This is a genomic window from Psychrobacter sp. R86515, assembly GCF_042466315.1.
Classification (GTDB): domain Bacteria; phylum Pseudomonadota; class Gammaproteobacteria; order Pseudomonadales; family Moraxellaceae; genus Psychrobacter.
Window position 1 is genome coordinate 2173723 of the sequence record NZ_JAXHCC010000001.1, and the last position, 23018, is coordinate 2196740.

18 protein-coding genes are annotated in these 23018 nt (G+C 41.6%); 8 read left to right on the forward strand and 10 right to left on the reverse strand.

What is annotated here, in order from left to right; genetic code table 11:
* Positions 1-35: 35 nt before the first annotated feature.
* On the reverse strand, positions 36-1037 hold the full coding sequence (locus SJY28_RS09110; RefSeq protein ID WP_379544193.1) for a capsular polysaccharide biosynthesis protein: 1002 nt from the start codon (positions 1035-1037) through the stop codon (positions 36-38).
* A gap of 260 nt (positions 1038-1297) precedes the next feature.
* Here SJY28_RS09110 and SJY28_RS09115 point away from each other — a divergent pair, with 260 nt between their 5' ends.
* Positions 1298-2464 carry a glycosyltransferase gene (locus tag SJY28_RS09115; RefSeq protein WP_379544194.1) on the forward strand — a complete coding sequence of 389 codons (1167 nt, stop codon included), beginning with the start codon at positions 1298-1300 and terminating at the stop codon, positions 2462-2464.
* Positions 2465-2523: 59 nt separating this feature from the next.
* On the opposite strand, the gene SJY28_RS09120 is transcribed toward SJY28_RS09115, so the two are convergent.
* The 4 genes from SJY28_RS09120 to aspS form a co-directional block, all read right to left on the reverse strand.
* Entirely contained in the window at positions 2524-3381 is an 858-nt protein-coding gene (locus tag SJY28_RS09120; RefSeq protein ID WP_379544195.1) for a hypothetical protein, read from the reverse strand.
* A 96-nt stretch (positions 3382-3477) separates the two neighbouring features.
* Positions 3478-4278, reverse strand: a complete 801-nt coding sequence (locus SJY28_RS09125; RefSeq protein WP_379544196.1) for a glycosyltransferase — start codon at positions 4276-4278, stop codon at positions 3478-3480.
* 149 nt (positions 4279-4427) lie between these two features.
* Positions 4428-5444 carry a lysophospholipid acyltransferase family protein gene (locus SJY28_RS09130; RefSeq protein WP_379544197.1) on the reverse strand — a complete coding sequence of 339 codons (1017 nt, stop codon included), beginning with the start codon at positions 5442-5444 and terminating at the stop codon, positions 4428-4430.
* A 67-nt stretch (positions 5445-5511) separates the two neighbouring features.
* Positions 5512-7338 carry an aspartate--tRNA ligase gene (aspS, locus tag SJY28_RS09135; protein WP_191115386.1) on the reverse strand — a complete coding sequence of 609 codons (1827 nt, stop codon included), beginning with the start codon at positions 7336-7338 and terminating at the stop codon, positions 5512-5514.
* A gap of 374 nt (positions 7339-7712) precedes the next feature.
* Here aspS and sohB point away from each other — a divergent pair, with 374 nt between their 5' ends.
* From sohB to SJY28_RS09160, 5 genes are all read left to right on the forward strand, one after another.
* Positions 7713-8693, forward strand: coding sequence for a protease SohB (gene sohB, locus SJY28_RS09140; protein ID WP_379544198.1), 981 nt, complete (start codon positions 7713-7715; stop codon positions 8691-8693).
* Between the two features lie 258 nt (positions 8694-8951).
* Positions 8952-10202, forward strand: coding sequence for an acyl-CoA dehydrogenase family protein (locus SJY28_RS09145; protein WP_227526716.1), 1251 nt, complete (start codon positions 8952-8954; stop codon positions 10200-10202).
* A gap of 235 nt (positions 10203-10437) precedes the next feature.
* The gene (locus tag SJY28_RS09150; protein ID WP_379544199.1) at positions 10438-11682 is read left to right on the forward strand and encodes a phosphotransferase family protein; all 1245 of its coding nucleotides are present in this window, start codon (positions 10438-10440) and stop codon (positions 11680-11682) included.
* Positions 11683-11730: 48 nt separating this feature from the next.
* Positions 11731-12495, forward strand: coding sequence for a histidine phosphatase family protein (locus tag SJY28_RS09155; protein ID WP_379544200.1), 765 nt, complete (start codon positions 11731-11733; stop codon positions 12493-12495).
* A 118-nt stretch (positions 12496-12613) separates the two neighbouring features.
* Entirely contained in the window at positions 12614-13483 is an 870-nt protein-coding gene (locus SJY28_RS09160) for an SDR family oxidoreductase (RefSeq protein WP_379544201.1), read from the forward strand.
* Positions 13484-13563: 80 nt separating this feature from the next.
* Here SJY28_RS09160 and SJY28_RS09165 read toward each other — a convergent pair whose 3' ends face one another.
* The 5 genes from SJY28_RS09165 to SJY28_RS09185 form a co-directional block, all read right to left on the reverse strand.
* Positions 13564-15264, reverse strand: coding sequence for an AMP-binding protein (locus SJY28_RS09165; RefSeq protein WP_379544202.1), 1701 nt, complete (start codon positions 15262-15264; stop codon positions 13564-13566).
* A 653-nt stretch (positions 15265-15917) separates the two neighbouring features.
* Positions 15918-17615 (reverse strand): AMP-binding protein, encoded by a 1698-nt coding sequence (locus SJY28_RS09170; protein WP_379544203.1) that lies wholly within the window; start codon positions 17613-17615, stop codon positions 15918-15920.
* Between the two features lie 462 nt (positions 17616-18077).
* Positions 18078-18854 carry an ABC transporter permease gene (locus SJY28_RS09175; RefSeq protein WP_379544204.1) on the reverse strand — a complete coding sequence of 259 codons (777 nt, stop codon included), beginning with the start codon at positions 18852-18854 and terminating at the stop codon, positions 18078-18080.
* 150 nt (positions 18855-19004) lie between these two features.
* Positions 19005-19841 (reverse strand): ATP-binding cassette domain-containing protein, encoded by an 837-nt coding sequence (locus SJY28_RS09180; RefSeq protein WP_379544205.1) that lies wholly within the window; start codon positions 19839-19841, stop codon positions 19005-19007.
* A 6-nt stretch (positions 19842-19847) separates the two neighbouring features.
* Positions 19848-20435, reverse strand: coding sequence for a thioesterase family protein (locus tag SJY28_RS09185; RefSeq protein ID WP_379544206.1), 588 nt, complete (start codon positions 20433-20435; stop codon positions 19848-19850).
* A 205-nt stretch (positions 20436-20640) separates the two neighbouring features.
* Between SJY28_RS09185 and xthA the strand changes: the two genes are divergently transcribed.
* Positions 20641-21465 carry an exodeoxyribonuclease III gene (gene xthA / locus SJY28_RS09190; RefSeq protein WP_341609109.1) on the forward strand — a complete coding sequence of 275 codons (825 nt, stop codon included), beginning with the start codon at positions 20641-20643 and terminating at the stop codon, positions 21463-21465.
* Positions 21466-21637: 172 nt separating this feature from the next.
* Entirely contained in the window at positions 21638-22861 is a 1224-nt protein-coding gene (gene argJ, locus SJY28_RS09195) for a bifunctional glutamate N-acetyltransferase/amino-acid acetyltransferase ArgJ (RefSeq protein ID WP_379544207.1), read from the forward strand.
* Positions 22862-23018 lie beyond the last annotated feature (157 nt).

The window sequence follows — 23018 nt, forward strand, 5'->3', positions numbered from 1 at the left end:
CTAAATAATATTCAAAATAACGATACTGTGTCAGCTCAGCTAGCTAGTGTTCCCGTCATAGAAGCGGGGAGATACGCTAAAAATTTATGCTTCATAGCTTGGCTGATTTTCTTGTGTAAATCTGATTCAAGAAGGTCTAGGCTTTGGATACAACCGTACTTGATAGATTCATCTTCTAAAGCAGTAATAAAATCATCGACACTACCTTCATTTTTTAGATAGTTGACAGAGGTATCGGGTTTTAGATTTGCTTCATCTTTTTGAATTTTCAGATGATTCATCAGGGTTATTGGGTTCACCTGCGCCACATCTCTAAATTTATATCTAATCTGCTCTGTCAGCAGCTGAGGATGATTTAGCAAATAATCTTTCAATATGTTCCTATCGACGATATGAGGATAATGATGAATTTCAAAGAATTGATCCATACCGATTATTTTGGCGCTTAGCATTTGGGCGATAGTATGCCTTGGTTGAATCGGTGTTCCAAACAATTTAAAACGAGATTTTCGGAAATTAAGCTTAGCATTTAATGCCGCACTTTTACGCCTTTGGCCGTGAATATTCAGCTTTTCGCCATCCAAAAAGTCATCTATTTTTACTGGTTGGTTAAAAAAGAAATCATCGTTCATATAGATGAAGTAATCAGATAGCCCCTCAATATTCCATATCATCGACTCAATCGATCGGGTATTAAACGTAGGCAAAAATTGCTCATAACCTAAAAATATGTCTTTATGATCAACGATGCGTATTTTATCTGCTGAACAAATACCTTGCTTGGCAAACTCATCGATGAACGCTGGCTTTTGTTGATCTGTGACAATATATATATGACGACAAAAAGGCACATATTTGATGATAGAAGCAATATTATAATATATCTCATCGTCGCTAGCGAAACGCGTGTCAGTTATTGCGTCAGATGCCACTTTTTTAGTTGGCTTATACTGTTCTCGCTTTTGCTTGAGTATAGGGTCTGCGCCATCTACCCAAGCAATGACGATGTCTAATGTGTTTTCATTAGGCTGCTTCATAACTGATCCTGCTCTCATCGGATATGCATCTATTTTAGTAGCTATATTAGATCAGCTATGATATTTGCTGATGCGATTATTAACAAGGTTTAATCGATTTAGATAGTTAGACTTATTATAATTTTTTATAGATATACCGTTAAATCCTGCTCGTACTTTACTGAGTAACTACCGAGCACCAGCGGTAGGTGAGACTAGCATATAAAGTCAGAACGCTGCAATAATTACGACCATAGTTACACTTATTTGGCTAACCTATCATGCCTATACCGTTAAAAAATCAAGCTGAGACACTAATGCCACCTATTATTCTATTTATTTTAAAAGCGCTTGAAGGTCGCGGTGCTGAGCGTATGGTTACGACTTTGGCAAGCGCTTACGCAGATATGGGCTATCGTACTGATATCCTATGCTTGGAAGCGACGCAAGATATGCTACTAGACGCTCGTGTGCAATATCATATCGTGCCATATGATGAGATGTTTTCTGAGCAGAATCTCGACCCAGAATCTACGCAAGCACAAGCCTACGAATCAGTTGCTAAACGTATTGATAATTACGTACTTAGCCAAATAGGAAAGCCAGATTTGATACTGGCCAATATCTATAAAATAAACTGGATTATGGCATATAGCCAGTTGCCAAACATCGTAAATGTACTGCATACAGCGCTATCAAAGCAGTTCCAAAACCAATTATTAGAGACGCCAGTACAGACTATAAATCATTTGAAAATGGTCTATGGCGCTCATCCTTGTAGCTGTGTGAGTAAGGGTGCACGCCAAGATTTGATTGCTCTTATCGGAAATATCACCAAAACCACAACAATCTACAATCCTTGTGATGCTATTGCTATAAATACCAAAGCATCAGCGTCTAGCCATCTTGAACATTTCGGCTTAGTAGATAAAGAGTACATTATACATGTTGCCTCTTTTGATAGCATGAAAGGTCATCGAGACTTGCTACAGGCGTATGCTAAAACAGTACGAAAGCTGCCGTTAGTACTAGTAGGTAAAGGTAGACTTGAAGCAGAGATTGAACAGTTGGCTGTCCAACTAAATATTAGCGACTGTATTAAGTTTTTAGGCTTCCAGACCAACCCTTATCCATTAATTAGATCAGCTGCACTGATGGTGCTTACTTCTAAGTTTGAAGGCTTTGGCTATGTCATAGTAGAGGCGCAAGCACTGGGCGTACCAGTAATCAGTACGGATTGTCCTTTTGGTCCACGAGAGTTATTACCTAAGCAAAACTTAATTGCGGTAGGTGATATTGATGGCTTGGCGTTACTCATCGATCAAGCCATAGACAACCTTACAGATTATATCGTGCCGCTAAACCAGCAGTTATTTCCTGAACATATTGCAAGACAGTACTTAGCGTTTGGTTCTGTTTTAGATTCAGATAAAAATGAGGGTTTATAAGTCTTAGTGGTTCTTAATTAAACGCCATCAAGTAGAGGTTACTAACGGCGAGTTATTAACTAGAAAGTGTCGAATAGTGATTTAGAGATAGGAGAGTGGTTGACGACGGGTACACCATGCGATTGATAGATTCTGCCGAGCAAGTTAAACGAAGGGACAATCCGCTCGTTCATGACTTTGCTAAGCATACTTGGTGCACTATTATTTTTATTTTCATAAAACCGTGGTTGCTTGCTGTTAAGCAGATCAATACCGTACAGATGAATACTCGCTGCTTGACGCGAAAACGCTAACTGCGCCGCCACATAAGCGACAGTGCCTGCTTCCACAAATCCATGAGTAATGTTAAGAGAGACACCGATGTCAGCCACTTTATGATCGCTATCAATAATAAAGTTTGGATTATTGATAAAGTACGATAGCGGCATTTTTTTATTAAGTAATTTTTTCTTAAAGATAAGCTTATTAAAAGATAGCTTGTTTGACTTGACTCCCCATGGCCTATCTACTGGGTACAACACTCGCATGGCATGATGGTACGTTTGCATAATATCAGGGTGCGTGGTGGCCATCGCTTCAAAGACAGCTAATGTTGCATATAGAGGTTGACCCGTATAGTACTGCTGTAAAATCTCAGGCTGATGATTGATAAAGCGCGCATCACTGATGACGTAACCAGCAATATCGGTAAACTGATGCTGTCCAATCAGGCTGATACTGCCATTGACAAAAATAGTAGGCGTATCTAGGAGCTCTGCTAACGGTAGCTGCTGTATAGATGGACCTGAAGCGATAATATTGACATCTTTTCCATGCAGGCTTTGTTCAGGTTCATTGGCATTAAAAGCATTGATAATGATGAGCTCATTATCAATATTGAACCCAGCAGTAGCAGGTAATCTTAAATATAGCGCCATACTATTTTCCAGTCGTTTATTTCACCTATCTTATATCTTAATACACTGCCTTTACGCCAATTATAAATTGTCTACATATGGTTAATTGCTAAGCATTTATTGCCAATGGTGTTTTAACCATGGGCTTGGCTTCACATGCCGATACCATTTACCACCACTACCAGCAATTGCATCTGGCGGGTTAATCTCACCGTGGAAGATAACGATTTTTGCATCATCCGGCAGAGTAGGTGTGCGCACAAAATTAAAAGGAATCGGCGCAATACATTGGTACTTAAAGCTGACACACCATGTTTTATCCCAATACTCTAGGTGATGATGCTCACGCAAATAGTTAGAGAGGTAAGCCTGCTCGTGACGTACTTGGGTACGAATGGTTTCAAAGTTTCGCTCAAAATTGGACAGCAAGTCAGGATAAGTATTCATACCAATATTAAAGCGGTAGACGGAGCTGTTACCAATCATGCGCCAAGGTTTTTTCCAGTCGCGGATGATGACGACACTGTCCTCATGCTCAGCTTGGTAAGTAAAAAACGCATCGATATTATCGACAATGACGATATCGATATCTAAGAACAACGCCACACCTTTTAAATCATACAGCTCAGGCTTAAAGGTAGTCAGTTTTTTCCAACCACGTTCAGGACCTGCTGGTAAATCCATGTCAGGTATCGGATAACAAGCAATTGCAGGGTCAATACCTGTGCTGTCATCGGTCAAGCAAACCATTTGGAAATCTAGGGTTAGGTGTCGACTAACCATGTTGTAGAGACGATTGACGTATTCAGGACCATATTTGTCGCCCCATTTCATACAGATGATATAACGCTGTTCAGCAGCATTTGTGCTGGTTTGATCAGGGTCTATAGATGAGGTCTTAGTTACGTCAGATGTCATAATGCACTCGTATTGAGATAATAGTCAGATAAATGAAGGACTAATAAAAGTAAAAGGATATAGAGTTCAGCCAATATTAGCATAGCTGTGACTGATGGTACGTCTAAACTGATGGTATGTCTAAATAGGCAACGCTAGGTTGGTGATGACTAATGATTGTCGAGCTTAGGGTTATCGCTTTTAACAGTACTATCGTTTTTAACATTGTCGATTTTAACGCTATCGTTGATATCGCTATCAGAACGACTAGAAACGCTAGAATGGTGAGATTGTATAAAGGCTGCTAAAGTCTCTTTATCTTTTCGGTAAGGGTTGCCTAAGTTTGGTATGCGCTTAAAACGTCGATAGCCCCACATATAATGACTGTAGTTGTCTATAATCATACGCTCCATGGCTTGATTGAGAGCATGAGTCGCCACTTCAGCATTACGGTCATACAAGGCTGGATCATCGAGTTTGTAGCAGTAAATGTCAAAACCGCGTCCATCGGTACGGCGAATACAAGATAAGCCAACCAGCGCACATTTGGTTTTGCTTGCCAATTTGGAGGCAAGTGTACTGGTCAAGGTTTTGATACCAAAGAACGGAACGACAACGCCGCCTGATGGCTCTGGAACGTGGTCTGGCAGTACGATACTGAAACCACCTTGCTTGAGCGTTTTAAACACGGATTTGACGCCGCTACCATCAGTAGGTACCAAAGTGGCATTAAGTCGCGCTCGACCCTGAAGGATAAAATCATTAGCGAATTTGCCGTCAACTGGCTTATACATAATGGTTGGCGCACCAAACTGGTTAAGCCAAGCATTCATCATCTCCCAAGTGCCGAGATGCGGGACGATAGCAAGCATGCCATTTGGGTTGGCAAGACCCTCTAAAAGAATGTCTTTATTATGGACATCACGAATCTGAGCGATACTCCACTCAGGTGGCATCGCCCAGCTTTTTATAGATTCAATACTGGTCAGACATTGATGATAAATAATGTCTTTGGTCAACGCTCGCTTTTGCTGCTCAGACAGTGTATGAGTAATCAGCGCCATATTGATCTGAATGGTACGCATGATACTTAGACTGGGTATCTTAATAATCACCCACGCAATAAAACGTGCCAGCATCTGCAGTACAGACAATGGCACGACTTTGAAAATATGGTACGGATTCATGACCACTCACATGGTAATGAATCACGTAACAAGCACTGTAGACAGCAACCGCGCATCATCAAACGATTTATTCAGCAGGCTTGTTGGTATCAGCCTGTGCTTTTTCGCGCACACGGATACCAAGCTCACGTAGTTGTTTGCTATCAACGCCAGCAGGTGCTTGGGTCAATGGGCAATCAGCTGTTTTGGTTTTTGGGAAGGCGATAACGTCACGGATAGAGCTTGCGCCTACCATCAACATAATCAAACGATCCAAACCAAATGCTAGGCCGCCATGCGGTGGTGCACCGAATTTTAGGGCATCAAGTAAGAAACCAAACTTGTCTTCAGCTTCTTGCTCACCAATACCCAAGGCTTCAAGTACAGCTTGCTGCATATCATAAGTGTTGATACGTAAGCTACCACCACCAATCTCAGTACCGTTCAATACCATGTCATAAGCGATAGAAAGGGCAGATTCTGGGTTGTTTTTCAACTCTTCAACTGAGCCTTTAGGTTTAGTGAACGGATGATGCATCGACGTCCAGCGACCATCGTCAGTCTCTTCAAACATTGGGAAGTCAGTTACCCAAAGTGGGGCCCATTCACAAGTCGTCATTTCAAGGTCTAGCCCGATTTTTTGACGTAGTGCACCAATTGCATCATTCACGACACTGGCTTTATCCGCACCAAAGAAGATAATGTCGCCATCTTCTGCAGCAGTACGCTCGATCAAGCTCACAAGTACGTCATCAGTCATGTTTTTGATAATTGGAGACTGTAGGCCAGACTCTTTATCCACACCGTTGTTGATGCTGCTAGCGTCATTGACCTTGATATAAGCCAAACCGCGTGCGCCATAAATACCAACAAACTTGGTATAAGCATCGATTTGCTTACGGCTTAATGATGCGCCACCAGGAATGCGTAGGGCAGCGACACGACCTTTAGGATCGTTCGCAGGGCCAGCAAATACTTTGAAGTCGACGTCTTTCATCAAATCTGCAACGTCAACCAGCTTTAGAGGAATACGTAAGTCAGGCTTGTCTGATGCATAGTCACGCATTGCTTCTGCGTAAGTCATGCGTGGGAACTGCTCGAACTCAACGTCCATCATTGTTTTAAACAAATGCTTGATAAGACCTTCGTTGATGTTCATGATTTCTTCTTCGTTCAAGAAAGAAGTCTCAATATCCACCTGAGTAAATTCAGGCTGACGATCGGCACGTAAATCTTCATCACGGAAGCATTTAGCAATTTGATAATAACGGTCAAAACCTGACACCATCAATAATTGCTTAAATAGCTGTGGTGACTGCGGCAGGGCAAAGAAGTTACCTGGACGAGTACGTGATGGTACAAGATAATCACGCGCACCTTCAGGCGTTGCACGAGTCAAGATAGGCGTCTCAACATCCAAGAAACCATGATCATCTAGATAACGACGAATCGCTGAGGTTGCCTTGGCACGGAACACCATACGCTCTTGCATTTGCGGACGGCGCATATCAAGATAACGATACTTTAGACGCAGATCTTCAGATACAGTCGTTTTTTCGTCATTCAATGGGAATGGCGGCGTTTCAGACTTAGCCAATACTTCAATTTCTTTGCCCAATAGCTCAATCTGGCCACTGGTCATATTATTATTTTCAGTACCTTCATAACGGCGACGTACACGGCCAGTTATCTTTAGCACGTATTCAGGACGTACAGCATCAGCTGCTGCGAAAGCTTCTGGGGTATCAGGGTCGACCACGACCTGTAAGATACCCGCGCGGTCACGCATGTCTAAGAAAATCACGCCACCGTGATCGCGACGACGATGTACCCAGCCTACGATACTAATGGTTTGCTCAAGCAAGCTCTCGGTTACGGCTCCGCAATACTCGTCTCGGTATTCGCTATGCGTCATAGTGCTTTGCGTCATAATATGGTTATCCAGTTATCAGCCCAATTCGAAGTACAATAATGCAGCCATTGCTGTGCGTTTCAAGCTATTTGCAAAAAAAACACACAAACAACGCGATTAAGACATATGGTCATCACGTTGGCTGCAGAAAATTTGATATAAACGCATATTATGCCTAATCTCCCTTTGTTATACAACCGGCTGAGTTCAATCAAAGAACGGGAGTGTGCAAGTGTCTGAGGTATTTATTCGATGATATTTATATTGGGTTAAATATTGTCATCATGCTTGAAAACACCGCTTAGTGTGCACATATCAAACGCACGCTAATAAAAACAGCCATATCAATATATTTACTGACTTGAGGATTTGTAACCATGCTATTTCATCCCCCTAAAAACCCTGTTGAGCTTAAAATACGCCACTTAAATGATGCTCAAAAGCAGCGCCGTGAAGATTTGATGGAAGCCACCCAAGGCAAAGCTGCCCTCAAACAGTTCAAAAAAGTCATGGCTAAAAAAGCCAAGCAAGCATTGAAAGCAAAAACTAAAAATAAGAAAAAACATACCGATGATAAGGCACAAGTTTTTGTGCTTGATTTTGATGGTGATATCAAAGCAACGGCGGTCAAACATTTGCGTGAAGAAATCAGTACTTTAATCAGTACCGCAAATAAAGGTGACGAAGTTATCGTCCGTCTCGAATCAGGCGGTGGTTTGGTACACGGTTATGGTTTGGCCGCAGCGCAATTGGTTCGCCTAAAGGATGCTGGCTTAAAATTGACGGTCTGTGTCGATAAAGTGGCGGCGAGCGGTGGCTATATGATGGCTTGTGTTGCAGACCAGGTAATAGCGGCACCATTCGCTATCATTGGTTCAATCGGTGTGGTGTCACAATTGCCAAACTTTCATAAATGGCTAAAAAACCATGACGTCGATTATGAAATGTTTACCGCTGGTGACTACAAACGTACGGTAACTGTATTTGGTGAAAATGATGCCGAAGACCGTGCCAAATACCAAGAAGAGCTAGAGCAGACGCATGAGCTATTCAAGCATTTCGTTAACACGTATCGTCCAGCACTTGATGTGGAAAAAGTAGCTACGGGTGAGCATTGGTATGGCGAAGATGCGTTAAAGCTTAACTTAATTGATAGTCTACAGACTTCAGACAGCTATATTTTAGAGCGTATGGAAGACAACGAAGTATATGCATTATATTCACGTCAGAAGCCGACGTTAGCAGAAAAGTTAGGATTGGCTCAAGCAGCAGAAGCGACACTGAGTATGGCTGTAGATAAACTACCTGATGCACTTGCACGTTTTGATTTGAATAGTCGCCTAAATATTCTGAAATAATGTTAGTTATCATTATGATAGTTAAATAATGGTATTTTAGTGCTCAGAATTTTTTGGATACATTGTTTATATTTTGTAAAAGGCGTGGCCTAGCTGGTCGCGCCTTTTTGCTGTTTATTGACAATTGCTGTGTTATAAATGTAGCACACGGAAAACAGTATACGTGCGTGCACTAAAGCTCTAGTAGAGCTTTTTATCAACATTTGATTTAGACAATCAATAAAGAAAAGGAAGTCATTTATGTCTAACGACAATTTAATGTTTACCGCAACAGAACATGGTCAAGCCATGCATGCCAAAGTCAAAGCGTTCATTGAAACGAATATTGAGCCTATCGAAGCCCAATTCTGGGAAGATTGTCATAAGAAAAACCCTGATGGTAATTGGGAAAACTGGGAGTGGCCAGAAGCCTACGAAAACCTGCGCAAGCAAGCACGTGAAGAAGGCTTATGGAATTTATTCCTGCCAGATGACACACTAGGTGCAGGACTGTCAGTCACTGATTATGCGCCTATTGCAGAGTTGACTGGTCGCAGTTTGCTAGCACCTCATGTATTTAACTGTAATGCCCCTGACAGCGGTAACATGGAGCTGTTGTGGCGTTATGGTACTCAAGAGCAGCAAGATAAGTGGCTTACCCCAATCCTAGAAGGTAAGACACGCTCTGTATTCTGTATGACTGAGCCTGATGTGGCGTCAAGTGATGCAACCAATATGCAAGCAACAGCGGTAGTAGATGGTGATGAGATTGTCATCAATGGTAGTAAGTGGTGGTCATCTGGTCTTGGCGATCCAGCGGTTGATGTCTTGATTGTGATGGCATATACCGCGGATGAAAGTGCAGACCGTCATCATCAGCATTCGATGGTGCTTGTACCAGTCAACACTCCGGGTGTGAACATCAAACGTATGCTGAAAGTGTTTGGTGATTATGATGCACCGCACGGGCACGGTGAAATTAGCTTCGAGAATGTGCGTGTGCCAGTCAGCCACTTTATTGGTGGACCTGGTAAAGGCTTTGAGATTGCGCAGGGTCGTCTAGGGCCAGGTCGTATTCATCATTGCATGCGCTGTATCGGTGCTGCCGAAAAATCTCTTGAATTAGCAGTCAAGCGTGGTATGTCGCGTACTGCCTTTGGTAAGCCGTTACTACAATTGGGTGGTAACTTTGAGCGTATCAGCGAGGCTCGTATCAAAATTGACCAAGCACGCTTGCTAACATTGTACGCCGCCCAAAAAATGGATGCTCAGGGCACCAAAGCCGCATTGACTGAAATCTCTGCTATCAAAGTAGTGGCGCCAACTGTGTTACAAGAAGTCGTTGATATGGCGATTCAGATTCATGGTGGTATGGGCGTCTGTCAAGACACCTTGCTACCGAATTTCTACGCGCAAGCACGTGTATTACGTTTAGCAGACGGTCCAGATGAAGTACATAAAACTATGATTGCTAAGCTAGAACTAAAACGTCAGGGCTTTAGTCGTTCTGCTAAATCTGACAAAGCTTAAGCTTAATCTTAACAAACGGTTGTGTGAGTTAGTTTTGATTTGCTCACGCAACTATCAAGAATAAGCCAATCAAAATGCTAATTAAGAATTCACTATTAACAAGTTAGTAGTGAATTTGTCATCACTAGAGCGAGTCCTCATCTCAAAAATGGTAATAAGCATGAGATAAATTGCATTGAGGACTAGCTCGCATATCTGTTATAAAAATAAATGACCACATGATAAGGAATGTCTCATGGCAACTGATAATAAAGTACTAGACAAAGGCGGTGCCGTACGCGAGGGTGAAGAGCTTGATGCCAAAGCAGTCAGTGAATGGCTTCGCGGTCAAGGTGTCGGCGTAGTAGGCGAGCCTAAGGTCACTCAGTTCTCAGGCGGCGCATCAAACTGGACATATCGACTACAGTATGAGGGTGAAGATAAAAACCAAGACCTCATATTACGTCGTCCACCAAAAGGTACCAAGGCAAAATCTGCCCATGACATGGTGCGAGAGTACACCGTTCAAAAAGCGTTAAAAGATGCTTATCCTTATGTACCTGAGATGATTGCGCTATGTACGGATGAAGCTGTTATCGGCGCTGACTTTTATGTAATGGAGCGGATGGAAGGTATTATCCCTCGTGCAGAATTGCCAGAAGGTATCGATCTTAATCCTGAGCAAACGCGTCTGCTTTGCACCAATGTATTAGACGCTTTGGTAGAGTTACATCAGATAGACTATACCGAGCATCCTGATTTGGTTAATTTGGGTCGCGGTGAAGGTTATTGCGAACGCCAGATCAGTGGTTGGGATAAACGGTATGTGAAAGCAAAGACACCTAATGTACCGAGCTTTGCACTGGTTAGACAATGGCTTGCTAAGCACACGCCTGCTGATAGCAAAACTTGTATCATTCATAATGATTGGCGCTTTGACAATGTCATACTTGATGCAGATGAGCCGACCAAAGTTATTGGCGTGCTCGATTGGGAGATGGCAACCCTTGGCGATCCACTGATGGACTTGGGTAGTGCGTTGGCTTACTGGATTGAAGAAGATGACAATATCATCATGCAGCAGTTCCGTCGTCAGCCGACACATTTAGAAGGCATGATGACGCGTGATGAAGTGGTTGAATATTATCTGAAACAGTCAGGTTTAGAGATAGATAACTGGACCTTCTATGAAGTGTTTGGTTTGTTCCGCCTCTCAGGCATTATTCAGCAAATCTACTACCGTTATTATCATAAGCAAACTACCAATCCAGCTTTCAAAAACGCTTGGCTCGTTATACATGTCATGCATGCTAAATGTCTCAAATTAATTGCGCAATATGAAGGCGAAGCCTTATTCAATGCGCATGTTCAGCCGCATTTAGAAGACATAGGCGTAGATGCTGCTGCTATCGAGCAGTTACCAATCCCTGTTCAAAAAGTGGTCAAAAGTATTTTACCAAAAGGTTATTTTGCAAAAGCACCTGACTCTCCTGAAGCGTAAGCATTCAGCAAACCGTACTTTAGCAAATATGATAAAAGGTAATAATTTATGACAACCATACTTTTAGCACGTCATGGCCAAGCGTCTTTTGGACAAGAAAACTATGATCAACTCTCAGAGCTAGGTACTGTCCAAGCCCAAATGTTAGGTCAGCACTATGCAGCCACACAGCGCCGCATCGATGCCATATTTACTGGTAGGTTGGTTCGACAGCAAGACTCAGCACGTCATTTTTGGGAGCGTTACCAGTCATCTGTACATGCCAATAATAGCAATGGCACAGCTGTTGCGCCTGCAATCAACTTTGACCAGCCAGATAGTTATATTCTGCCGCAATTTGATGAATTTAATCACAAAGACGTGTTCGTTAAGTCAGCAGAAGCATCGGGAAATCGATCTGACATCTCAGCTGAAGTGGCCAAAGCAGAATCGCCAGCCACGCGACTGGCTGAGCTATTTGATCAAGCGATGCAACGCTGGCATGCTGGTGACAATGACCAAGATTATATTGAAAGTTGGCCACAGTTTAATGATCGTGCACAGCAAGCCCTTGAACAAGTGCGTACAAAAGTAGCAAACATGAGCTTAGATCAGGACAGTACCGTGCTCGTATTCACTTCAGGTGGTGTCATCGCTGCAATCACTGCCCAGTTATTGCGACAAGGCAGTCAGACTGCTTATCAGCTGAATAAAAGCTTGGTCAACACGGGTGTGACCTCTATTACTTTAAAGAATCAAAGTTCTCGCTTGTTGTCTTTAAATGAATACAGTCATTTATTTTCTGATGGTAAACCATTCGTGACATGGCGATAAATTTATATATGACTTGCGAATAATGTAGTGTCATACCTATTTAAGGTATAAGCACTATCAGCGTTTATACTAGATACCGATTTGATTCTGTGTAATATCGATATACAAAGGACTGTACATGCAAAACAAATTAATAAAATTGGTTGCTAAAAGTGCGCGCCATAGCAAAGACCAGATAGTAGGCGCGGTTCGGCCTGCAAGCTATCTAAAAGACCTGAGTCAGCAGCAAGTAGGCAACGGTAAAACGGTGCTTATCACAGGTGCCAGTTCAGGTCTGGGCGAGGGCATGGCAAGACTGTTTGCTAGCCTTGGCTACAACTTGGCTATATGCGCGCGTCGCACTGATCGTTTAGAACAGTTAAAATCGGAGATGATGAACAAATATCCTGATATTCGAGTCGAATACCAAGCACTAGATGTGAGTGATTACGATACGGTCTTTCAAGTGTTTGATGCTTTTGCAGATGATTTCGGTAGCATTGAGCGAGTAGTGGTCAATGCGGGTATTGGTGATAGCCGCCGCATTGGTAAAGGACATTTTGAAACCAATCGTCGCACTGCTGATGTCAATTTTGTCGCCGCACTGGCACAGTGTGAAGCCGCCATGAATATCTTCCGTGCTCAAAACAGCGGGCATTTGGTCGTGGTATCTAGCATGTCAGCCATGCGTGGATTGCCTAGGCATCTGACAACCTATGGTGCAAGTAAAGCTGGTTTGGCTCACTTAGCAGAAGGCATTCGTGCTGATATGCTTTTGACCAATTTACCTATTAAAGTTTCTACAATTTACCCAGGTTATATTCGCACCGAAATCAACGAAGGTTCTAAGCCATTACCATTTGAAGTCGATACAGATACTGGTACTAAAGCAATTGTCGCGGCTATTGAAGCGGGTGTGGATGAAGCCTGTGTGCCGAGCCTACCTTGGTCTATGGTCAGTCATGCGATGAAGCACTTGCCATTACAGGTAATGAATAAACTAAGCTGATTTTCTTAAAGCAGAAAAGAAGAAGCCCACTATTATTGTAGTGGGCTTCTTCTATTTGCTCTGAAATAGCAGGGCAAGTATTACAACGTTTGAGGATTATTTGACATATGCTGTTCACGCAGCTTTTGACGCAGTACTTTACCAACATTACTCTTTGGTAATTCACTGACAAACTCAATATGACGTGGACATTTATAACCAGTCAAATTGTCCAGCGCAAATTCTTTGATGACTTCTTTAGTGACATTGTTATCGGCAGGTACGATATAAATTTTAACCGCTTCACCTTGGTGGTCATCAGGAATACCAATTACTGCGCAATCTACGATACCATCACAATCGAGCATGACAGATTCGATTTCATTAGGGAATACATTGAATCCTGAAACCAAGATCATATCTTTTTTACGATCTAGTAGGGTGATATAGCCTTTTTCATCCATACTGATGATATCACCTGTACGGAAGTAGCCGTCGCTTGTGAAATCATTGGTATTGTCTTTATTAAAGTAACCAGACGTAATATTAGGGCCTTTAATACACATTTCGCCTGCCTGATTTAGGCCCACACGTTTGCCACTGTCATCTACTACAATGATATCGACACTAGGAACAGGTATACCAATAGTACCGTTGAATTTACGATCAGTAATCACGTTAGCAGTACCTGCCGCAACACCTTCCGTCATACCCCAACCTTCAACCATAGGGCAGCCAGTTACTTCCAACCAACGTGCTGCGGTTTGCTCAGTTGCCGCCATACCACCAGCCTGAGTGATACGTAATGAACTAAAATCTAAGTTTTTAAAGTTTGGCTGGTCAAGTAACCCTTTGAATAGAGTGTTTACGGCAGGGAAGATGTGGAATGGTTGTTTTGATAACGTTTTAATAAACCCTGGCATATCGCGCGGATTAGGTACTAGGATAAAGGTATAACCTGAACGCATACCGAGCAGACTCAGCATGAAGGCAAAAATATGATATAGCGGTAATGCCATAACCATATTGATATAGACTTCATTGATGTCTGAAGTAACAGGACGATACCATGCTTCTGACTGCATAGCAGCAGCGACGACATTACGTTGTGTTAGGACAGCACCTTTAGATAACCCAGTCGTACCACCTGTATACTGCAAAATAGCTTTCTGTTGTAGGGTGGTTTTTGGCGCTTGAATCGGTAGATTCTTACCTTTCTTTAGAACTTCAGGGAACTTAGTAACGTCATACTTAGGATCGTTTAGGTTGTACTTTGGAACCAAGCGTTTGACCTGACGGATGACAGTATTGACCAAAATACCTTTTAGACCCATCATATCGCCCATTTTTGACAGCACGATACGTTTGATATTGGTTTCTTCAATGACTTGCTCTAAGGCTTGAGCAAAGTTGTCAACAACAAAAATAACCTGAGCGCCCGAGTCGTTCAATTGATGACGCAACTCGCGACCCGTATATAGTGGGTTTACTGGAGTGCAAACATAACCTGCACGTAGAATACCAATCATAGTTGGTAGATATTGGGGAACGTTTGGCATCATAAGAGCTACTACACTGCCTTTAGGTAGGCCTTGTGCTTGTAACCATGCTGCTACTGCAAGTGAGGCTGTATCAATGTCGCCATAAGTATGTGTAACACCCATACAGATAGTCATCGGATGCATACGAAAGCGGTTAAAACACTCTTCATATAACTCTATGAGGCTTTCATATTGATCAGGATTAATCGTCTTGGGTACGTTTTCTGGATATTGAGCAAGCCAAGGTTTATCTACTGTCATGATTAGTGTCCTTAAATATTGAAATAAGTTAAGGCTCTATAAAAAAGTAGTCACGTCCATGTCAACAATTCAAGTTGCTGCTCCATTAGCAAGAAATTGTTGAGTGCTATCCTATGTATTCACATACTGCTAAAATATGGGGCCTATATAAAGTTTGATTTAACCACAAAGCGTAAACATCTAAGTAGATTAAAAAGCCGATTACTATTTTTGATAATGAAAATGACCACTTGTAAAATAATATTAATCAATTGGCCTTAATTAAAAGTACTATAATATTAAAATAACAGAAAGTATAGTGACACATTTTGGCGATACATTAACATAACTACAACTAGGTCTGTTATTCTTATACAAGAACTTGATAGTTTATAATTAAATTTGATAAATAAAAGAATATATGTTGTAGGATACAGTTATTGAGCAATTGGTTCATAAAAATAAATCACTGTCTTATCAAATAATTATCATTACCCGTATTAAGAAAACCAGAATAATTAATTTTATGAATATAATAACGAGAGTTTTAGAAGAGTATTCTCAAATATAAATAATTAAGAATAAATATGCTAAAGAGCATCCTACATTAAATGTAAGGTGCTCTTTAGTAAAAGTAAAATTAAATTTTTGAAAAGTTAAAATTTAAGGTTGTTTTATCTTTGTGGGTAATCTGCATTATGCTTTTCACGCAATTTTTGACGCAGTACTTTACCGACATTACTTTTTGGTAGGTCACTCACAAACTCGATGTGGCGTGGACACTTATAACCCGTTAGATTATCTAAGGCAAAGTCTGTAATCACTTCTTTGGTAACATTATTGTCTTCAGGTACTACGTATATTTTGACCGCTTCACCTTGATGATCGTCAGGAATACCAATTACTGCGCAGTCAAGAATACCATCACAGTCAAGCATCACAGACTCAATTTCGTTCGGGAATACATTAAATCCTGAAACCAAAATCATATCTTTTTTACGATCGAGCAGTTTAATATAACCCTTGTCATCCATGCTGACGATATCACCAGTACGGAAATAACCATCACTAGTAAAATCAGCACTACTGTCTCTATTCAGATATCCAGAGGTTACGTTAGGGCCTTTAATACATAGCTCACCCCCTTCGTTTAAACCTACATGCTTGCCATCTTCATCAATAATGATGACATCGACACCAGGGGCTGGTACACCGATAGTACCGTTAAACTCACGATTGGTAATAACGTTGGCGGTACCGACTGCAACGCCTTCTGTCATACCCCAACCTTCGATCATCGCGCAGCCAGTTACTTCTAACCATCGATTCGCAGTTTGCTCGGTAGCCGCCATACCACCAGCTTGTGAGATACGCAAAGAGCTAAAGTCCAAATCTTTAAAATTAGGATTGTTGAGCAGCCCCTTAAAGAGGGTATTAACTGCAGGGAAAATATGGAACGGTTGTTTTGACAAGGTTTTGACGAATCCTGGAATATCGCGAGGATTGGGTATCAATATAAAAGTATAACCTGAACGCATACCAAGTAAACTCAACATGAATGCGAAGATATGATACAACGGCAGTGCCATTACCATATTGATATACACTTCGTTGATTTCTGACGTGATAGGGCGAGTCCATGCTTCTGATTGCATCGCTGCTGCTACGATATTACGCTGTGACAGAATAGCGCCTTTCGAAAGTCCTGTGGTACCACCTGTGTATTGTAAAAATGCTTTTTGATCCAGAGACATGGTTGGTTGTTGAAAAGGTAGGTTTTTACCTTTTTTCAATACTTCAGGAAGCTTAGTGACATGGTATTTAGGGTCGTTAAGATTGTACTTGGGTACTAAGCGTTTGACCTGACGAATAATTGTATTGACCAAAATACCTTTCAAACCCATCATATCGCCCATCTTCGATAGGATGACACGTTTGATAGCCGTTTCTTCAATGACTTGCTCAAGCGCTTGGGCAAAGTTATCAACCACAAAAATTGCTTGTGCACCAGAATCGTTAAGCTGATGACGTAGTTCTCGGCCAGTATATAGTGGGTTCACAGGGGTACAAACGTAGCCTGCACGCAGTATCCCAATCATGGTGGGCAGATACTGTGGAACGTTTGGCATCATGAGAGCGACGACACTACCTTTTGGCAAGCCTTGGTTCTGTAGCCAAGCGGCGACTGCCATCGAAGCGTTATCAATATCACCATAAGTATGAGTCACTCCCATACAAATGCTCATCGGATGTCCACGGAAGCGATCGAAGCATTCTTCGTACAGCTCCATGATGCTGCTATATCTATCGGGGTTAATGGTTTTTGGCACACCGGCTGGATATTGAGAAAGCCAAGGTTTGTTCGATATCATAGTTAGCATCCTTGCGATTTGATATAGGCTAAAGTATTTTGAAAAGGTAGTTGTCAATCTATCAGTAGTACAAACCACCACTTATTTAGGTGGTATACACCATCTTCAATAGTATCCCTGTCTATTGATTAATAGCTAATTTTTTTTGCCGCTGTCACAACATTTTATTTAATAAATATTTATATAAAGCATCAAATAAAACAAATAAATAAAAAGTTCAGTAATAAAAATAATGCTTGTTCTAAAAATATTTATCTGCAACTTACAAATAAATTATCAAAAAAACGATACATTTGAGCAATACATTAGCATGAATTTAGTCTAAAACAATAACAGTAAGCGATACTGATCAGTACATATATTAACTTATAAGAATATATTGACTTTGTTATCTCATAAATGAAGTATTAAATAACTAATATTGGTAAGCTGACAAAATACAAAGGAATATAGATGCCAAAATCATTGCGGTAAAATGAATTGATCTTTTTTATTAAAGAATCTTCGATAAATAAGTAAGGCACTGATGGTGCAGCCAAGCGTGCTGCTGACACATATCAGGAACATAGTGACTATTTGATAGCGTACGGCTTGAGTGGGATCGGCACCCGCTAGGATTTGACCAGTCATCATGCCTGGTAAGCTAACAATACCGACGACTAGCATAGAATTTAAAGTTGGAGTCATGCCATTAGTAATAGCTGCTTTTATCTGCTCATGGACGGCTTCGAATGGCTTAGCAGATAGACTGAGCATCATCTCGATACGTCCAGATTGCTCATGAAAGGATTCAATCAATTGATTGCTCGTCAACGAAATAGCAGTCAGAGAGTTCCCTAATATCAGACCCAATATAGGAATAATGAATTGCGGTGTATACCAAGGCTGCACATTTAAAATCGCTATAATCGCAATCGCCGTTACTAGTATTGCTGAGATACCGACTGCTAATAACGTATCTGTCAATAGCCCTTTATAGCTGCGTTTAACGCGATTTTTGGCGGCACTTCCTGCAATTAAAGTCATGACCGTTAGGATAAGTAGTACTTCATACCATTGTTCACGTGCAAAAATCCACGCCAGTATCAGCCCAATAAAGCTAAGCTGTATGATCGTACGAAGTGCCGCTATCAAAAGGGTCTTACTTAGTTTTAAACGTAACTGCCAAGAGATGAGTAATACAATGATAATTAGGCTGCTAGCAAGAGCGATATCACCATAAGTGAGAAAAATTTGCATATCATTCGTACCACTCATATGAGCTTATTTAGGAAGTAATTATAGTAATAATACAAGATAAGGGTTAAGGTTATTAACGTGCCAAACTTCTGAGCAACTAAGCGACGACTCAATTAATTGTTTAACTAAATATTTTTGTATAAAAGTTCTTCAAGAGTCTACGGTGAGCACACCGGCTTGCATATGCCAGTGTCTATTTGACAAAGGCATGATATCTTTTGTGTCGTGAGTCACCCATAAGAGTGTACGCTGTGCATCTGTGTGCAACCAGTTGATGAGCAAGTTGACGAGCTGTGCTGAAGTGTCCATGTCCAAAGCAGCAGTTGGCTCGTCTAGCAATAGAACTTGTGGATTGAACTGTAATAGACGCAATGTATTGACCAGTTGACGCTCGCCACCAGATAAGTGCTTGGCGTCTTGTTGCAAAAAACCTGCACTTCTATCTAAGTGTTCAAGCTGAGCAACATGCCAGTCTATGTCAAAAGTCTGCGATTGATGAGCATATAATTGATAAGGCATTTGTAAGTTTTCAAGGACACTGCCGTCTAATAACTGTGGGTGCTGAGCGAGTAGGGCGACCTGCTGGCGCCACCGCATAGGTGCAGTCTCATGAATATCGTGATAAACATTACTCGACGTGTCATCGTGCAAACGAACAGTACCGCTGCTCATGGGCAACAATCCTGCCAATATTCGCAATAGTACTGATTTACCGCTACCAGACGCTCCTGTCAAAACAGTGACCTGCCCTGACAATAGCGTACCGCTCGCACCGTTTATTAGCGTTCGATCATGAATTGATGGATCTTTATCCAGTGAAGCGTTTGCGGTTAGCTTGCTTGTCCATTTTTGATAAATGCTAGACGGCATAGAAGGTTTTTTCAGTGCTTCTTTGCTATTTTTAATGCTATAAGTACGTATCGTTCGTTGGCTATGTACCCATAGATTATCAAATTCAAGCAACACTCTATCCGTATCTATGCTCATAGCGTTCTACTGCTGACCATTTACTTGCTCAGCGATAGCTTGTTCGATCGTAACGCGCAGTTTTTTTGGTACACGAATAGGACGCATTGGTGGGGTTGTCGCTGAAGTATCTGGTTTATCGCTGCCTATTTCATCATTACTCATTGGCTCTGGTTTGACAAGGTTTTGTACGCAGGCAATGACGATTTTGGTGCTGCTTAGTAGCTGGCTATCATCTGTTTCGGTAGTACCTTGATTTGGTAGATTGCGATATATGCTTTGGTAAAATATGATGCTGGCAGGTTTTAACTCCACTTTATCGATACGTACGCTAATTACCTCGTCTAATAGAATGGCTCTTTTGTATTGCAAGTCCGCCTGACTCACGACAAAATGCTGTACTTCACCACTATCAGTCTGTAAAAAATACCCATTTAAGCCCAGTTCAGTAAACCAATCACGTCGGCAGTTTTCAAAAAACACCAAATGATTGGCGTGATAGACTATACCGCCAGCATCAGTATGGTTAATATAGACGTTATAATCTTTAGCAAATAATGGTTTGGTGTCATCATTCATGGCTAATGTCGTATTTTTTTGCTTAATTGTTGTCATAGTGATGCTCGATATTCTTAATAAGTATTGTTGAATAAAAGTGTTTCAGATAGACCAATAATAGATAGTGCTTATAATAGAGTTACTCTAGCTCAAGATATCAGGCCATGCAACCGCTAGAACCGCTTACATTTGTTATCATAGTCGTTTATATTTCACCCATTTATAGAGCGCTATATTTTAACCAATCAGTATAGGACAGTTTATGACCCGTTTTGTCAGTTTTAACATCAATGGTATCCGTGCACGTCAGCATCAGCTCGAGGCAGTGCGCGAGGTAATCGATCCTGATGTCATGGGCCTACAAGAAACCAAGGTGCATGATGATCAATTTCCGCTTAGCGATATCGAAGGGCTGGGCTACCATGTCGAGTATTTTGGGCAAAAAGGGCATTACGGCGTTGCACTATTATCCAAAGCTGCACCTGTATTTGTACAAAAAGGCTTTCCTGGCGAAGATGAAGAAGCCCAAAAGCGCTTTATCCATGCACGTTATGAGTTTGAAGGTCGTGAAGTAGATGTGCTTAACGGGTATTTTCCGCAAGGAGAGAGCCAAGATCACCCAACCAAATTTCCAATGAAGCGTGCTTATTATGCCAATTTGATGGCTTATATTGATACGCTAAAATCTGAAGGTCGTTCGATTATTGTCATGGGTGATATGAATATTGCACCAGAAGATATCGATATTGGTATTGGTGAAGTTAATGCCAAGCGTTGGTTGAAAAACAGAAAAACCTCATTTCTGCCAGAAGAGCGTGAATGGTATTCAGCATTGATGTCACGTGAGCTGACAGATACTTACCGTCTGCATTATCCAGAGAGTACCGAGTTATACAGCTGGTTTGATTATCGCAGTCGCGGCTTCAATGATGAACCTAAGCGCGGGTTACGTATTGATCATATTCTATGTACCTCAGATCTAATCGATAAATGTATCGATGCTGGCATCAGTTATGAGCTACGTGCTATGGAAAAACCATCTGACCATGCACCGATTTGGTCAGCATTTGACCTAAAGAAACCGTGATACTTATATATAGTCAATTCTGATGTCAATTAGATACGATGATTAGCTTGTTCAGTCTGCTGGTCGTAGCACTGTAGCTAGCTCTCCTTGTATTTAAACTGTCTTGAACTATAGTATTTATCACTTCGTATTTCATAAATAACTATAAAAATTGAAGAATAAGGATTTTATTATGGCTGTTGGAAATGTATCAGTACCTGACGTTATCTATCCTATCGATGGTATCAAACTCAGTGCCACAGCGGCAGGCGTTCGCTACAAAGACCGCGATGATTTAGTAGTCATCGAAATATCTGACAAAGCTACCACTGCGGTTGTGACCACTAAAAATACCTTTTGCGCTGCGCCAGTGCGAGTATTGCGTGAGCACTTTGCTAAGGTTAGTCCGCGCTATTTAGTCACCAATACGGGTAACGCAAATGCAGGTACGGGCGCTGATGGTAAGCGCCGTGCCGTTGAAATCTGTACAGCATTGGCTGAAAAGGCCGGTGTAGATACCAACACAATATTGCCATTCTCTACCGGCGTGATTGGTGAGCCGTTAAATAGTGATGCGGTCATCGCAGGTTTGGATAATGCATTGGCTAATCTAGCGCCAGATAGCTGGCTAGCTGCTGCTAATGGCATCCGTACGACAGATACTATTCCTAAATTAGCCAGTCAAAAAATTGATGTAGCAGGTACTAGCTATCATATCACTGGTATGTCTAAGGGCTCAGGAATGATACGCCCAAATATGGCGACTATGCTGGGCTATGTGGCGACAGATGCCAACATCGCAGCTGACTTATTACAAGAAATGCTAAGCGCTATCAATGAGCAGTCTTTCAACCGCATTACTGTTGATGGTGATACCTCAACCAATGATTGTTGTGTGTTGATTGCAACAGGTGCTGCTAGCTCAGAGGTGATTGATAGTCCAGAGCATCCACATTATCAGCCTGTATTTGATGCATTGGCTGATGTGTTTGTTCGTCTGGCACAACTGATTGTACGTGATGGCGAAGGCGCTACTAAATTTATGACGGTCAAGGTGACTGGCGGTCAAACTACGCAAGAATGCTGCGATGTGGCTTATGCAGTCGCACATTCACCTTTAGTAAAAACGGCATTCTTTGCCAGTGATGCTAACTGGGGACGCATATTAGCAGCAGTGGGCTATGCTGGTATCGAAGACCTAGACACAGAGCAAGTTGATGTATACCTAGATGAGGTAATGATTTGTCAAAATGGCGGTGTTGCACCTGACTATACAGAAGAGGCGGGCAAAACAGTCATGAGTCGACCTGAGATTACTATCCATATCGATCTTGCACGTGGTGATGCTAGCGATACTGTATATACCTGCGACTTGTCATACGATTACGTCAAAATAAACGCTGATTATCGTAGCTAGTCATTCTTAACAAAACTGAATTTGCATAGTTGTATAAGAGCCAGAACAAATATTGTTCTGGCTTTTTAATGTCAATCATCTCCTCAGTAGCAAATAACTCTGTTATTTAATACGCTTCATTAACATCAGTTGCAAAAGCTGACGTTACTTTACAAAG

What these genes read in the sequence shown, in the direction of transcription:
- SJY28_RS09110 (WP_379544193.1), bottom strand. Translation starts at nt 1,037, where the DNA reads ATGAAGCAGCCTAATGAAAACACATTAGACATCGTCATTGCTTGGGTA.
- SJY28_RS09125 (WP_379544196.1), bottom strand. Translation starts at nt 4,278, where the DNA reads ATGACATCTGACGTAACTAAGACCTCATCTATAGACCCTGATCAAACC.
- SJY28_RS09170 (WP_379544203.1), bottom strand. Translation starts at nt 17,615, where the DNA reads ATGATATCGAACAAACCTTGGCTTTCTCAATATCCAGCCGGTGTGCCA.
- SJY28_RS09155 (WP_379544200.1), top strand. Translation starts at nt 11,731, where the DNA reads ATGACAACCATACTTTTAGCACGTCATGGCCAAGCGTCTTTTGGACAA.
- SJY28_RS09185 (WP_379544206.1), bottom strand. Translation starts at nt 20,435, where the DNA reads ATGACAACAATTAAGCAAAAAAATACGACATTAGCCATGAATGATGAC.
- SJY28_RS09115 (WP_379544194.1), top strand. Translation starts at nt 1,298, where the DNA reads ATGCCTATACCGTTAAAAAATCAAGCTGAGACACTAATGCCACCTATT.
- sohB (WP_379544198.1), top strand. Translation starts at nt 7,713, where the DNA reads ATGCTATTTCATCCCCCTAAAAACCCTGTTGAGCTTAAAATACGCCAC.
- aspS (WP_191115386.1), bottom strand. Translation starts at nt 7,338, where the DNA reads ATGACGCATAGCGAATACCGAGACGAGTATTGCGGAGCCGTAACCGAG.
- SJY28_RS09175 (WP_379544204.1), bottom strand. Translation starts at nt 18,854, where the DNA reads ATGCAAATTTTTCTCACTTATGGTGATATCGCTCTTGCTAGCAGCCTA.
- SJY28_RS09150 (WP_379544199.1), top strand. Translation starts at nt 10,438, where the DNA reads ATGGCAACTGATAATAAAGTACTAGACAAAGGCGGTGCCGTACGCGAG.
- SJY28_RS09120 (WP_379544195.1), bottom strand. Translation starts at nt 3,381, where the DNA reads ATGGCGCTATATTTAAGATTACCTGCTACTGCTGGGTTCAATATTGAT.
- argJ (WP_379544207.1), top strand. Translation starts at nt 21,638, where the DNA reads ATGGCTGTTGGAAATGTATCAGTACCTGACGTTATCTATCCTATCGAT.
- SJY28_RS09130 (WP_379544197.1), bottom strand. Translation starts at nt 5,444, where the DNA reads ATGAATCCGTACCATATTTTCAAAGTCGTGCCATTGTCTGTACTGCAG.
- SJY28_RS09180 (WP_379544205.1), bottom strand. Translation starts at nt 19,841, where the DNA reads ATGAGCATAGATACGGATAGAGTGTTGCTTGAATTTGATAATCTATGG.
- SJY28_RS09165 (WP_379544202.1), bottom strand. Translation starts at nt 15,264, where the DNA reads ATGACAGTAGATAAACCTTGGCTTGCTCAATATCCAGAAAACGTACCC.
- SJY28_RS09145 (WP_227526716.1), top strand. Translation starts at nt 8,952, where the DNA reads ATGTTTACCGCAACAGAACATGGTCAAGCCATGCATGCCAAAGTCAAA.
- xthA (WP_341609109.1), top strand. Translation starts at nt 20,641, where the DNA reads ATGACCCGTTTTGTCAGTTTTAACATCAATGGTATCCGTGCACGTCAG.
- SJY28_RS09160 (WP_379544201.1), top strand. Translation starts at nt 12,614, where the DNA reads ATGCAAAACAAATTAATAAAATTGGTTGCTAAAAGTGCGCGCCATAGC.